The following is a 13737-nucleotide window of genomic DNA, read 5'->3' on the forward strand; positions in this document are numbered from 1 at the left end:
ACGTGTGAAGAACGAAGATATCGCTGATTAGTCTGGTGTTTGGTTGAATAATCAATTCAGACATCAATGCTCGATTTTAAATTAGGTGTTCGGATAGAGCACTACACAAGGATGCAGCCAACAACGTCGGCTTTTGAATTAAAGCTAAGTTACGGCTCATATGCTCAGATTACTGAGCCAGTTTTGAGGTTTATATAATGCAAGTTACTGTTGAAACGCTAGAAGGCCTAGAGCGCCGTCTTAATATTACTGTTCCTGCTGCTAACATCGAAGATGCAGTTACAGCTGAACTACGCAACATCGCGAAAAACCGTCGTTTCGATGGTTTCCGTAAAGGCAAAGTGCCAATGAAGATGGTTGCTAAAATGTACGGCAAAGCAGTACGTCAAGACGTGATGGGCGAAGTAATGCAACGTCACTTCATCGAAGCGATCGTTAAAGAGAAAATCAACCCAGCTGGCGCTCCAACTTTCGCACCAGTTGAAAACAACGAAGGCGCTGACCTAGTATTCAACGCAACTTTTGAAGTTTACCCAGAAGTTGAGCTGAAAGGTCTAGAAAACATCACTGTTGAGAAACCAGCAGTAGAAGTTAAAGAAGCTGACGTTGAAGAGATGATCGAAACTCTACGTAAGCAACAAGCGACTTGGACTGAAGTTGAAGCTGCTGCTGACGCTGGTTCTCGTGCAACTATCGACTTCGTTGGTTCTATCGACGGTGAAGAGTTTGAAGGCGGCAAAGCTGAGAACTTCCCACTAGAGATGGGCGCTGGTCGCATGATCCCTGGCTTCGAAGACGGTATCGTTGGTAAAACAGCAGGTATGGAATTCGAAATCGACGTAAACTTCCCAGAAGATTACCACGCTGAAAACCTAAAAGGTAAAGCAGCTAAGTTCTCTATCAAGCTGAACAAAGTTGAAGCTCGTGAACTTCCAGAACTAAACGAAGAATTCGTTTCTAAGTTCGGCGCTGCTGACGGCGTTGAAGGTCTTAAAGCTGAAGTTCGTAAGAACATGGAGCGTGAGCTTAAGCAAGCTGTTAAGAACCGCATCAAAGAGCAAGCTATCGACGGTCTAGTTAACGAAAACAACATCGACGTACCTTCTGCTCTTATCGATCAAGAAATCGGTGTTCTACGTCAACAAGCTGCTCAACGTTTCGGTGGCAACACTGAAGCTGCTGACCAACTTCCACGTGAGCTGTTCGAAGAGCAAGCTAAACGTCGCGTAGTTGTAGGTCTTCTTCTTGGTGAAGTAATCAAGACTGAAGAGCTAAAAGCTGACGACGAGAAAGTTAAAGCTATCATCGAAGAGATGGCTACAGCATACGAAGATCCAACAGAAGTTATTGCTTACTACGAGCAAAACGAGCAAATGATGAACAACATGCGCAATGTTGCTCTAGAAGAGCAAGCTATTGATGCAATCATCGCTAAAGCTCAAGTTTCTGATAAAGAAGTTAGCTTCAACGAGCTAATGAATCAGCAACCTGCTTAATATAGTAATATCTGACGTAGAAGGTTGACGTACGGTCAACAATTCTGCTAACAATGGTCCGTATGATTTAATCATTCGGGCCATTTATTTTAGGGACATAAGAATATGAGCTACCAAGAAAAAAATACAATGCCATCGATTATGGACGCACTAGTTCCTATGGTGGTTGAACAGACTTCCCGTGGTGAACGTTCTTACGATATTTATTCTCGTCTATTAAAAGAACGTATCATTTTCTTAACAGGTCAAGTGGAAGACCACATGGCAAATCTTGTCGTGGCTCAACTGCTTTTCTTGGAATCAGAAAACCCAGACAAAGATATCTATCTTTACATCAACTCACCTGGCGGTAGCGTAACAGCAGGCATGTCTATCTACGACACAATGCAGTTCATCAAGCCAAACGTGAGCACAGTATGTATGGGTCAAGCTTGCTCTATGGGTGCATTCTTACTAGCGGGTGGTACTCCTGGTAAGCGTCACGTGCTTCCAAACTCACGTGTAATGATTCACCAGCCACTTGGCGGCTTCCAAGGCCAAGCGTCTGATATTCAAATTCACGCGCAAGAGATCCTAACGATCAAACAAAAGCTAAACAAACTATTGGCAGAGCACACGGGTCAGCCTCTAGAAGTTGTTGAGCGCGATACAGATCGTGATAACTTCATGTCTGCTGATCAAGCAGTAGAATACGGCTTAGTGGATTCAGTTCTTAATCATCGCGGTCAATAATTGCAGGGCAATTGTTTAACGCAAAGTGATTCAAATTGATATACACTCAAGCATAGAGAGTTAAGGCTAAGAGGTTAGCGAATGACAGATAAAAGCAAAGAGGGTGGTAGCGGTAAACTGCTTTACTGCTCTTTCTGTGGCAAAAGCCAACACGAAGTTCGCAAGTTAATCGCAGGTCCTTCTGTTTACATTTGTGATGAATGTGTCGATCTTTGTAACGACATTATTCGTGAAGAAATTAAAGATGTTCTTCCTAAGAAAGAATCGGAATCGCTGCCAACGCCGCGTGAGATTCGTGAGCATCTTGACGACTATGTAATCGGTCAAGAATACGCGAAGAAAGTGCTAGCAGTTGCAGTTTATAACCACTACAAGCGTTTACGTAATGGTGACACGACAGCTGAAGGCGTAGAGCTAGGTAAGAGTAACATTCTTCTTATCGGTCCTACTGGTAGTGGTAAAACACTACTTGCTGAAACATTGGCTCGTTTCCTAGACGTTCCTTTCACTATGGCTGATGCAACAACACTAACCGAAGCGGGTTACGTGGGCGAAGATGTTGAAAACATCATCCAGAAGTTGCTTCAGAAATGTGATTACGACGTAGCGAAAGCGGAACGCGGCATTGTTTACATCGATGAAATCGACAAGATTTCTCGTAAAGCTGAAAACCCATCAATCACGCGTGACGTGTCTGGTGAAGGTGTACAGCAAGCTCTACTAAAACTTGTTGAAGGTACAGTTGCTTCAGTTCCACCTCAAGGTGGTCGTAAGCATCCACAGCAAGAGTTCTTGCAAGTGGACACGTCTAAGATCCTATTTATCTGTGGTGGTGCGTTTGCAGGCCTAGATAAAGTGATTGAACAACGTGTAGAAACAGGTTCAGGTATCGGCTTTGGCGCAGAAGTGCGTTCAAAAGACGAAACCAAAACTATCGGTGAATTGTTCACTCAAGTAGAACCTGAAGATCTAGTGAAGTATGGTCTGATTCCAGAATTCATTGGTCGTCTACCGGTGACAACAACACTGACAGAGCTTGATGAAGAAGCGCTAATCCAAATCCTATGTGAGCCAAAGAATGCACTGACAAAACAGTACGCAGCATTATTTGAGCTTGAGGATACAGAATTAGAATTCCGTGAAGACGCCCTACGTGCAATTGCTAAGAAAGCAATGAACCGTAAAACAGGCGCTCGTGGTCTACGTTCTATCTTGGAGGGTGTTCTACTAGAAACTATGTACGAACTGCCATCTTCAACTGATGTAAGCAAGGTTGTGATTGATGAGTCGGTAATTAATGGTGAGTCAGAACCACTATTGATTTACAGCAACTCAGATAACCAAGCAGCTGTTGCAGAGTAGGTCTTTTTTAGACAAGTCACTCAAATTGAAAAAGGAGGTAAGCAATTACCTCCTTTTTTTTATTCTTCCATTGAATCCAGTCGTTTAAGCCCCATATACTGCTTTATAAGTTAAAGCGGAAGAGAGAAATATATGAACTTGGAACGTTCCGAGCGTATCGAAATCCCCGTGCTACCTCTACGTGATGTAGTGGTTTACCCACACATGGTTATTCCATTGTTTGTTGGTCGTGAAAAATCGATTACATGCCTTGAATCGGCAATGGAAGCTAACAAACAAGTACTACTTGTAGCGCAGAAAGAAGCGGACACTGATGAGCCTTCAATCGACGACCTATTTAACGTAGGTACAGTCGCTACCATTCTTCAGTTACTCAAGCTCCCTGATGGTACGGTTAAAGTACTTGTTGAAGGTCAGCAGCGTGCAAAGATTCACCAATTCAAAGAAAGTGAATTCTTCTTAGCGGACGCCGAATACGTTGTTACCTCAGAACTTGACGAAAAAGAACAAGAAGTGGTTGTTCGTAGTGCGATCAATCAATTCGAAGGCTTTATTAAGCTAAACAAAAAGATTCCACCAGAGGTTCTAACATCTCTGAACGGTATTGATGAGGCAGCTCGCCTTGCTGATACGATTGCTGCGCACATGCCACTTAAGTTGGTAGATAAACAGCACGTTCTAGAAATCTTAGATGTGACAGAACGTCTGGAATTCTTGATGGGCCAAATGGAGTCAGAAATTGACATCCTGCAAGTTGAAAAACGTATCCGTGGCCGCGTTAAGAAGCAGATGGAAAAATCTCAGCGTGAGTACTACCTGAATGAGCAAATGAAAGCGATTCAGAAAGAACTTGGCGAGATGGACGACGCACCTGATGAATTCGAGACTCTGAAGAAGAAGATCGAAGATTCTAAGATGCCTCAAGAAGCTCGTGAGAAAACTGAGCAAGAACTTCAAAAACTGAAAATGATGTCGCCAATGTCTGCTGAAGCAACAGTAGTACGTAGCTACATTGATTGGATGGTTGGTGTTCCTTGGGCTAAGCGTTCAAAAGTTAAAAAGAATTTAGCTAAAGCGGAAGAGATCTTAAACGAAGATCACTACGGCTTAGAGCGTGTTAAAGAACGTATTCTTGAGTACTTGGCAGTACAAAACCGTATCAACAAGCTAAAAGGTCCAATCCTTTGTCTTGTAGGTCCTCCTGGTGTAGGTAAAACCTCGCTAGGTCGTTCGATTGCTGCGGCAACGGGTCGTAAGTACACACGTATGGCACTAGGTGGCGTTCGTGATGAAGCTGAGATTCGTGGTCACCGTCGTACGTACATCGGTTCACTTCCGGGTAAATTAATCCAGAAGATGTCTAAAGTTGGCGTTAAGAACCCACTGTTCCTATTAGATGAAATCGATAAGATGTCTTCTGATATGCGTGGCGACCCATCTTCAGCGCTTCTAGAAGTACTAGATCCAGAACAAAACAACGCATTTAACGATCACTACCTAGAAGTCGATTACGATCTATCTGATGTGATGTTTGTTGCAACGTCTAACTCGATGGACATCCCTGGCCCACTATTGGACCGTATGGAAGTGATTCGCCTGTCTGGTTACACAGAAGATGAAAAGCTGAACATCGCTAAGAGCCACCTATTGGACAAGCAAGTTCAACGCAACGGTCTTAAGCCTCATGAAATTGAGATTGAAGACTCTGCAATCATCGGCATTATCCGTTACTACACGCGTGAAGCGGGTGTACGTAGCCTAGAGCGTGAAATCTCTAAGATCTGTCGTAAAGCTGTGAAGAACATCTTGCTAGACAGCGACCTTAAGTCTGTAACGGTTAATATTGATAACCTGAAAGAGTACTTAGGCGTTCAACGTCATGACTTCGGAAAAGCGGATGAAAGTAACCGTATTGGTCAAGTGACTGGTTTAGCTTGGACTCAAGTTGGTGGTGATCTACTGACTATCGAAACTGAAGCAATGCCGGGTAAGGGTAAGCTAACGCAAACCGGTTCACTTGGTGATGTGATGAAAGAATCGATTCAAGCGGCAATGACCGTGGTTCGTTCTCGTGCAGAAAAACTGGGTATTAACTCAGATTTCTATGAGAAACGTGATATTCACGTTCACGTACCAGAAGGTGCTACACCGAAAGATGGCCCGAGTGCGGGTATCGCAATGTGTACTGCATTAGTGTCTAGCTTGACGGGTAACCCTGTTAAAGCTGAGGTCGGTATGACAGGTGAAATTACCCTTCGTGGTGAAGTTTTACCTATCGGTGGCTTGAAAGAAAAACTGCTTGCAGCACACCGTGGCGGCATCAAAACTGTACTGATTCCTAAAGACAATGAGCGTGATTTGGAAGAGATTCCAGACAACGTAATCGCTGACTTGAAGGTGATCCCGGTTCAGTGGATTGATGAAGTACTCAAAGTAGCGCTAGAACGAGATCCGTCTGGGGTCGAGTTTGACGTGAAAAAATAGTGATGCATAGCAAAAATAAGTAAAGAATTACGCTGATAGGCCCGAAAAGGCTTGTCAGCGTTTTTTTTGGACGCTAAGTTATTGATCAAAGCGGCAGCCCTTTTGCAATAAGGCTTGCGGCTAAATTAAAACCAAAATGGAACGTACAGTCATCAAGAAGTAGTCACAGATGACACATAGGGGAAAAACAGTGAATAAAACACAACTAGTAGAATCAATCGCAGAAAACGCAGACATCTCTAAAGCTTCAGCTGGCCGCGCTCTAGACGCATTCATCGAAGCAGTTGGCACAACGCTACAATCAGGCGACCAAGTTGCACTTGTTGGCTTTGGTACTTTCAGTGTTCGTACTCGTGCTGCTCGTACAGGTCGTAACCCAAAAACTGGTGAAGAGATCCAAATCGCAGAAGCTAAAGTACCTGGCTTCAAAGCGGGTAAAGCACTTAAAGACGCATGTAACTAATTTCTACGGCTGAAACCTCGGTTTTGCGAGGGGAAGGCTGTAAAATGCGTTTACTGTTTGAAAAATGATGTTTCATTTTTAAACAGTATGTGTACAAAGCACATTGAACTTATTTAAATTATGCGCATCCTACTGATGCGCATTTCTTTTTCTGATAATATCGCGTGAATAGATTTTTATTTTGAAGCCAATGCTTCATATCCGGAGAGCACTTAAATTATGATGGATCGATTACGCGAAGGCGTGAATAGCATCGCGGTAAAAATTATCCTTGGGTTGATTATCCTGTCATTCGTATTCGCAGGTGTAGGCAGCTACATCACCGGTGGCGGTAACAACGCAGCAGCTAAAGTTGGCAACACAGAAATTGCTCGTGGTGAGTTCGAACAGGCTTACCAAAACGAACGTAATCGCATGCAGTCTCAACTTGGCGATTACTTCGCTCAAATGCTTGCAGACCCTGCATACGTAGAGTCTTTCCGTAAATCAGTACTTGATCGCATGATCAACGATGTACTGCTTGAGCAGCAAGCTGAGTCTTTAGGTCTACGAATCAGTGATTCTCAAATCCGTACCATGATTCTAGAAATGCCTCAGTTCCAAACAGCTGGTCAATTCGACCAAGAAGTTTACCAATCGGCACTACGTCGTGCAGGTTTCAGCGCAGAGAGCTTCGCTGAATACATGCGTCGTGACCTAATGCGCAACCAGCTTGTGACTGCACTTCAAGGCAGTGAATTCGTTCTTCAAGGTGAAATCGATACTCAGAGCAAGCTTATCGCACAAACTCGTGACATTCGCACAGTGACACTGTCTGTTGCTGACCTTGCGAAAGGCATCGAGCTAACTGACGAACAGATCGAACAGTACTACCAAGAGAACCCTGCAGCTTACACTCGTCCAGAGCAAGCGAAGGTATCTTACATTGAGCTTTCTGCTGAAGCACTTAAGTCTCAGCTTGAAGTAAGCGATGAAGAAGCGCAGAAGTACTACCAAGAGCACCTAGACAAGTACTCAACTGAAGAGCAACGTAAAGTTAGCCACATCTTAGTTCAAGGCGATGACGAAGCGAAAGCTCAGTCTATCCTAGACGAACTAAATGCAGGCGCTGATTTTGCTACGCTAGCGGAAGAGAAATCTGACGACTTCGGCAGTGCTGACGTTGGCGGTGACCTAGGTTGGATCGAACGTGATGTGATGGACCCAGCATTCGAAGACGCGGCTTTCGCTCTTGAGAATATTGGTGACACGACTGGTCTAGTTAAATCTGATTTCGGCTACCACATCATCAAGCTCGACGAACTAAAAGCGTCTCAAGCTCAGCCTTACACTGAAGTAGCGGCAGAGATTAAGCAAGAGCTTCTAGACCAGCACGCTGTAGACCAGTTCTACGAGCAACAAACTGAGCTAGAAAAAGTAGCGTTTGAATTCCCAGATTCTCTTGATGATTCTGCAGAAGCTATCAATGCGAAGATCACAACAACAGATTTCATCTCTCAAATTGACGCTCCAGAAGTTCTGATGACGCCTGCAGTTATGCAAGCTATCTTGAGCCCTGAAGTGAAAGAAGACGGTCTAAACTCTGAAGTTATCGAAGTGGCTCCTGAGCACGTGATCGTTGTTCGTGTAGAAGAGACTCGCGACGAGACAGTTCTTCCTCTAGCTGAAGTGAAAGATCAGGTTGTCGCTGCATTGTCTGCTGTACAAGCTGAGCAACAAGCGGTTGAACTAGGTGTTTCTCTAGTGAACGAACTAAAGCAAGGCAATGAAGCAGTGCTAGCGGACAACAATCTTGAGTTCACTGAACTTGAAACGATTGACCGCAACTCTCCGTTAGCAGCATCTGTATTCGCTCTAGCGAAACCAGAAGCAGGCCAAGCTGTGTTCGGTCAATCTAAAGACCAAGACGGTAACATCGTTGTTGTTGAGCTTTCTAAGGTAACGGCTGAAATCAACCCAGCTTACAGCACTCAAATTGGTGCACAGTTGGAACGAGTTGGTAACCAACAAGATCTGACTAACGTACTAAACGTACTTCGTAAAAACGCAGACGTTGAATACTACGTAGTAGGCCAAGGTCAGTAAGCATCGATTAGCTCGGTAGTTAAGCCTATTTGGTTACTGACTACCGAGAGTCAACATGCGATGGTTGTTGTTTTGCAAATTAGGTTTATTCGATAAATCAGATTTGTGAGCCAACAAACAAACTGATGAAAACAAGATGTATAACGAAGCGGGTCACTTAGGAGACCCGCTTTATTTTTGTCTGGTGATTGTGTTATCTAGTGCTGCAAATGCATAAGTTACCTTTTTTGTACAAAGGAACGATTTATGCGCACGATATATTCAACACTACTTCTTTCATTTCTGATGCTCTTAAGCCCTGCAGTGTTTGCAGACAGCCCAACTAAAGCTGAGCTTTACGATGGCATTGAGATTACGGTTAACATCAATACCGCGACAGCAGAAGAGCTATCAGCACTACTGGTTGGTGTTGGTGACAAAAAAGCCCAAGAGATTGTCGACTACAGAGAGCAGAACGGGGCATTTACTACTGCTGATGATTTGGCGAGTGTGAAAGGGATAGGTGAAGCGACGGTTGAAAAGAACCGTGAAAGAATTCAGCTTTGATCCATTTTTTTGTTGATTAGAAATGAAATGATAGCCATGAAGCCCCCGACCAGAGCACCTGCTAGGTGGGCTTCAATTGCGACACGAGCGTTAATCAGTTCGCCAGTCGTGCTAGAGGGGCCAACAAGCTGCTCCCAAGCGATTTTAGCTACTACCCCCAACACTAATAGCCAACTAGATTTCCTGCCGTTTAAAGCCTCTCTGAGCGCGAATAAGCCAAACAACCCATGCAAAGTGCCAGATAGGCCAACATAGATCTGAATACTCGAAAACAACAGAGCGATCCCAGTCACTAGACTAATCACAAGCAGAGCAAGAACAAGCTGTTTTTTACTCGGTTGAAACAGATAGCTGATGATCCATAAGCCTGCTAGATTCATCAGAAGGTGCGAGTAGTTGGTATGTGAAAAGTTTCCTGTTAGGATCCGCCACCATTGCCCCTCGGCAATCGCATTGCTATCCCATACGACCCAAGCTTGTATTGGCTCAAATTGGAATAAGACGCATAAAAGTGAAGTGAAAATTAAAACAGGGTACACATTAAATCCATGTCTCGTTATTGCCCCCAATGCAGCAAGGCTTTGAAAGCTTGTATTTGTCAGTGGGTTACACCACTCGAATCGAATGTTGAGCTTATCATTCTTCAGCACCCATCAGAAGAGCACCGTCCGATGGGAACCGCGCGTATTCTCTCGTTATCTCTAAAAAACAGCGTGACGCTTGTTGGTGAAGACTTTTCAGACAACGAACAACTGAACGCATTGCTGGCCGATGAACAGTACCAACATGTGATTTTATACCCAAGTGAAAATTCTGTGCCTGTTGAGTCGGCAACATACCCAAGCAAGAAGCTACGTGTGATTTTATTGGATGGGACGTGGAAGAAAGCATTCAAGGTGTGGCAAGTGTCGAATAACTTGCATGCGTTGAACACGGTCCACTTACCCAAAGATCTCAAGGGTAATTACCGAATTCGCAAAGCACCCAGTGAAAACAGCCTTTCAACCGTTGAAGCTGGCTATCATTTGCTTAGCTTGTTAGAGAGTGATGGCGAATTTAGCCCTTTGCTAACGGCATTTGATCAAATGATTCAGTTTCAAATCAATCAAATGCCGCCGGGTGTGTTTGAGAAAAACTACTTAGATTAAGCCGTTTCAGTAAAATGAGTCAGGAATTAAAACTCGGTATGAGCCGAGAATAGTTGCTGATGCATTTTCTGCGCAAGATCATCAGTCATTGATGAAATGTAATCCGCAATCACGCGCATTTTTCGAGACTCATCTTGATGCTGTAGCCATTGCTTCTTGATGGGCAGTGGCAGCAAGCGTTCAGGATCAGCGCTGAATGTTTCAAACATATCCATGATGATCTGTTGGCCTTTGTATTCGATGACTTGAACCTGAGGCACTTGAATCACAAACTCGCTGACAAAGTGTTTCAGTTTATCAAGCGTGCCGTCCATGCTTGGTTCAAGCACCGCATTGTAAGCCAAAAGCACATTCTCAAAGCTAGCATCCACTCGCTTAATTGAAATACTGGTCAACAATGCGTTGACGATTCCACCAATCGCATCCTTTCGACGATACTGTTCACCAGAGAAAAGCATCTCTGTAATTGAATCTAGGTGTTCACAAATCCAAGGGTCGGCCATCTCTTTCAGCTGAGGGTAAGCCGATTCGATCCACTGAGCTTTGGTCACAGAACCAAGCACAATCGCATCTTCTAAATCGTGCACGCCATACGCGATGTCATCAGCCAGCTCCATGATCGAACAGTCCAGTGACTTATATTTGGTCTTATTGTGCTCAAGTGGCTCGGTATGCGTTTTTCTTTTCTGTTTTAGGAGCTGTTGGTCGCTGCTTGAAAGCGGTTCAAGCACCCAGTTAAACAACTCTTCATCATGATCGTAGATGCCTTTTGCCGGCATCCAATCTTTGGCTCGGAGCTGTCGTTGATGCTTTACCGGTTCAGACTGTAATCTCGCTTGGACTTGACTGAGCAGCGAAGGGTACTTAATTAACCCCAGTAGCGTGCGTCGAGACAGGTTCATCCCGTGATTCTCAGTGTAAGGTTCTAGCTGAGTGACAATGCGAAACGTTTGAGCGTTGCCTTCAAAGCCGCCGTGGTCGCGCATCATATAGTTGAGTGCGACTTCGCCGCCATGTCCGTATGGTGGATGACCGATGTCGTGAGCCAAACACAGTGAATCAATTAAACTGTCTGAGGGTAATAGGTCTCGAAACTCGGGTTGCTTTTTCTTCAGTTGAGCAACGATACCTGTGCCAAGCTGGGCGGCCTCAAGAGAGTGAGTAAGGCGTGTTCGATGAAAGTCATTCACCATGGTGCCATGAATCTGGGTTTTCGCTTGTAAGCGACGAAAAGCAGCAGAGTGAAGCACGCGCGCTCGGTCACGTTGATATGGGCTACGGTGATCATCTCGTCTTATTTTATGTTCATCGTCATTTCGATGCTGCCATTCTTGTTCGAGTACAAAGGGTGGTTCGAGTAGAGAATTCAAAATAGCACCTATCAAATTGATTTTATTTAGCTAATTAAAAACAACTTATACCCAGCTAGCTTATCTCGTCTAGTGATAATTCAAAGCTTGGCGCAAATGTGGTGAGAAAGTAGTCCATTTCTGGGCTTTTGCGTTGTTCGAGTGTCTCTTCCAGTCGGCGCTTGGCTTGCTCGTATTCATGATTGCCCGCACTGAGCTCTTCCAAGCATTTCAGGTAAGCACAGATGGTGTCGGCCTGCTTGACGATGCTTTGCTCTTCTTTACTCGCTGTTCCAGATATTAAAAATGGGGCGAAGTCGTCTCGGAACTCCTCTGGCAACATAGAAAGCAGTCTTTGCTCTGCTGCGGCTTCTATCTTCTTATATTCTTGGGCGATATCCGGGTTGTAGTATTTAACTGGCGTTGGCAAATCGCCTGTCAGTACCTCACTGGTGTCGTGGTACATGCCAAGCAGAGCAATATGCTCAGGATTAAGTTGACCATCAAACTTCTTGTTTTTGATCAGCGCCAAAGCGTGGGCAACGAAAGCGACCTGTAGGCTGTGTTCTGAAATGTTCTCGCTTGAAACAGATCGCATCAGGGGCCAACGTTGAATCAGCTTCATGCGTGCGAGATGGGCGAAGAAATGGCTCTGTTTCATAAGTGTCCTATCTAGAGAGTGCTCCACTCGTACCTTGTGTTTGCCACAAACTGTACGAGACAGCGGATACAAAAAAGGCTCCTAAACAGGAGCCTTTTAAGCATAGAAGTGATTGAATACAAGTTAAAGTCTTTTAAAACAGCAAATTGTAGCCACCTTTCATTGTGTTTATTTAACGTCGACGAGATCGTCTTGGCTGTAAGTTTGCAAGAAGCGCTCTAGGCGACCAATCGCGATTTCTAGATCCTCAATGTGCGGCAGAGTCACGATGCGGAAGTGATCCGGTTTCGGCCAGTTGAAGCCCGTACCTTGAACCAATAGCACCTTCTCTTGCTTAAGGAAGTCTAGTACGAATTTCTGATCGTCTTTGATGTTGTACATCTTGGTGTCGATCTTAGGGAACAAGTACATCGCGCCTTTTGGTTTCACACAAGAAACGCCAGGAATCTTGTTAATCAGTTCCCATGCTCGGTCACGTTGCTCAAGTAGACGGCCGCCAGGAAGAATCAACTCATTGATACTCTGATAGCCGCCTAATGCCGTTTGGATAGCGTGCTGCATTGGTACGTTGGCACACAAACGCATCGAGGCAAGCATCTCTAGCCCTTCGACATAACCTTTTGCTAGGTGTTTAGGACCTGTTAAGAACATCCAGCCACCACGGAAACCACATACACGGTAAGCCTTAGATAGACCGTTGAACGTGACCATTAATACGTCTTCAGCAAGCGTTGCAACAGAGGTATGCACTGCACCATCGTAAAGTACTTTATCGTAAATCTCATCAGCGAAGATGATTAGGCCGTGCTCACGTGCAATTTCGACAACTTGTAGTAGGAAATCACGGCTGTAAACTGCACCTGTTGGGTTGTTCGGGTTGATAAGAACGATGCCGCGAGTCTTTGGAGAGATTTTCGCGCGCATGTCGTCTAAATCTGGATACCAATCAGCATCTTCATCACACATGTAGTGAACCGGTGTACCACCAGAAAGCGCAACAGACGCTGTCCATAGTGGGTAGTCCGGAGCGGGAACTAAGATTTCATCACCATTATCCAGTAGCGCCTGCATAGACATAACGATAAGCTCTGATGCGCCGTTACCAATGTAAACGTCTTCTACATCAAGGTTACGTAGGCCTTTTTTCTGGTAGTGCTGAACAACCGCTTTGCGGGCTGAATAGATGCCTTTTGAGTCGCAGTAACCTTGAGATGTCGGTAGATTACGGATTACGTCAACAAGGATTTCATCAGGGGCGTCAAAACCAAATGGGGCGGGGTTACCAATATTAAGCTTTAGTATTTTATGCCCTTCTTCTTCCATGCGCTTAGCATGTTTGAGTACAGGCCCCCTGATTTCGTAGCATACGCTGTTGAGTTTTGACGACATCCCGATATTTTGCATTGCCGAT

The 13737-nt window shown here is 44.7% G+C and carries 12 protein-coding genes; 8 read left to right on the forward strand and 4 right to left on the reverse strand.

Translation table 11 applies throughout. The annotated features are described in order from the left end of the window. The first annotated feature begins 197 nt into the window (after positions 1-197). The 7 genes from tig (at position 198) to BCU34_RS02965 (ending at position 9168) form a co-directional block, all read left to right on the forward strand. Positions 198-1496, forward strand: coding sequence for a trigger factor (tig, locus tag BCU34_RS02935; RefSeq protein ID WP_017106221.1), 1299 nt, complete (start codon positions 198-200; stop codon positions 1494-1496). Positions 1497-1601: 105 nt separating this feature from the next. Beyond that, complete coding sequence (gene clpP / locus BCU34_RS02940) at positions 1602-2228, forward strand: ATP-dependent Clp endopeptidase proteolytic subunit ClpP (protein WP_004736080.1); 627 nt, start codon at positions 1602-1604, stop codon at positions 2226-2228. Positions 2229-2309: 81 nt separating this feature from the next. Further along, positions 2310-3590 (forward strand): ATP-dependent protease ATP-binding subunit ClpX, encoded by a 1281-nt coding sequence (gene clpX / locus BCU34_RS02945; RefSeq protein WP_009847283.1) that lies wholly within the window; start codon positions 2310-2312, stop codon positions 3588-3590. A gap of 132 nt (positions 3591-3722) precedes the next feature. Further along, positions 3723-6074 (forward strand): endopeptidase La, encoded by a 2352-nt coding sequence (lon, locus tag BCU34_RS02950; protein ID WP_019824784.1) that lies wholly within the window; start codon positions 3723-3725, stop codon positions 6072-6074. 169 nt (positions 6075-6243) lie between these two features. Further along, positions 6244-6537 (forward strand): HU family DNA-binding protein, encoded by a 294-nt coding sequence (locus BCU34_RS02955; RefSeq protein ID WP_012604504.1) that lies wholly within the window; start codon positions 6244-6246, stop codon positions 6535-6537. 219 nt (positions 6538-6756) lie between these two features. Further along, positions 6757-8622, forward strand: a complete 1866-nt coding sequence (gene ppiD, locus BCU34_RS02960; protein ID WP_048661474.1) for a peptidylprolyl isomerase — start codon at positions 6757-6759, stop codon at positions 8620-8622. Positions 8623-8868: 246 nt separating this feature from the next. Further along, a complete protein-coding gene (locus BCU34_RS02965) occupies positions 8869-9168 on the forward strand; it encodes a ComEA family DNA-binding protein (RefSeq protein ID WP_102432832.1) in 300 nt (99 codons plus the stop codon). Here the strand turns inward: BCU34_RS02965 and rrtA are convergent. Continuing rightward, positions 9159-9707 (reverse strand): rhombosortase, encoded by a 549-nt coding sequence (gene rrtA / locus BCU34_RS02970; protein ID WP_102478428.1) that lies wholly within the window; start codon positions 9705-9707, stop codon positions 9159-9161. The genes BCU34_RS02965 and rrtA overlap by 10 nt on opposite strands. 9 nt (positions 9708-9716) lie before the next feature. Here rrtA and BCU34_RS02975 point away from each other — a divergent pair, with 9 nt between their 5' ends. Beyond that, positions 9717-10316, forward strand: a complete 600-nt coding sequence (locus BCU34_RS02975; protein ID WP_102478429.1) for a tRNA-uridine aminocarboxypropyltransferase — start codon at positions 9717-9719, stop codon at positions 10314-10316. A gap of 26 nt (positions 10317-10342) precedes the next feature. Here the strand turns inward: BCU34_RS02975 and BCU34_RS02980 are convergent, their stop codons facing one another. From BCU34_RS02980 to BCU34_RS02990, 3 genes are all read right to left on the reverse strand, one after another. Next, positions 10343-11686 (reverse strand): anti-phage deoxyguanosine triphosphatase, encoded by a 1344-nt coding sequence (locus BCU34_RS02980; protein ID WP_048661470.1) that lies wholly within the window; start codon positions 11684-11686, stop codon positions 10343-10345. A gap of 55 nt (positions 11687-11741) precedes the next feature. Further along, entirely contained in the window at positions 11742-12326 is a 585-nt protein-coding gene (gene yfbR / locus BCU34_RS02985; RefSeq protein ID WP_017060613.1) for a 5'-deoxynucleotidase, read from the reverse strand. 168 nt (positions 12327-12494) lie between these two features. Next, the gene (locus BCU34_RS02990) at positions 12495-13730 is read right to left on the reverse strand and encodes a pyridoxal phosphate-dependent aminotransferase (RefSeq protein ID WP_048661469.1); all 1236 of its coding nucleotides are present in this window, start codon (positions 13728-13730) and stop codon (positions 12495-12497) included. Between the last annotated feature and the right edge of the window lie 7 nt (positions 13731-13737).

Origin of the sequence: Vibrio sp. 10N.286.45.E10 (genome assembly GCF_002874195.2) — a bacterium.
Classification (GTDB): domain Bacteria; phylum Pseudomonadota; class Gammaproteobacteria; order Enterobacterales; family Vibrionaceae; genus Vibrio; species Vibrio crassostreae.

Coding starts and splice junctions, on each gene's coding strand:
- tig (WP_017106221.1), top strand. CDS start 198: ATGCAAGTTACTGTTGAAACGCTAGAAGGCCTAGAGCGCCGTCTTAAT.
- clpP (WP_004736080.1), top strand. CDS start 1,602: ATGAGCTACCAAGAAAAAAATACAATGCCATCGATTATGGACGCACTA.
- clpX (WP_009847283.1), top strand. CDS start 2,310: ATGACAGATAAAAGCAAAGAGGGTGGTAGCGGTAAACTGCTTTACTGC.
- lon (WP_019824784.1), top strand. CDS start 3,723: ATGAACTTGGAACGTTCCGAGCGTATCGAAATCCCCGTGCTACCTCTA.
- BCU34_RS02955 (WP_012604504.1), top strand. CDS start 6,244: ATGACACATAGGGGAAAAACAGTGAATAAAACACAACTAGTAGAATCA.
- ppiD (WP_048661474.1), top strand. CDS start 6,757: ATGATGGATCGATTACGCGAAGGCGTGAATAGCATCGCGGTAAAAATT.
- BCU34_RS02965 (WP_102432832.1), top strand. CDS start 8,869: ATGCGCACGATATATTCAACACTACTTCTTTCATTTCTGATGCTCTTA.
- BCU34_RS02975 (WP_102478429.1), top strand. CDS start 9,717: ATGTCTCGTTATTGCCCCCAATGCAGCAAGGCTTTGAAAGCTTGTATT.
- yfbR (WP_017060613.1), bottom strand. CDS start 12,326: ATGAAACAGAGCCATTTCTTCGCCCATCTCGCACGCATGAAGCTGATT.
- BCU34_RS02990 (WP_048661469.1), bottom strand. CDS start 13,730: ATGCAAAATATCGGGATGTCGTCAAAACTCAACAGCGTATGCTACGAA.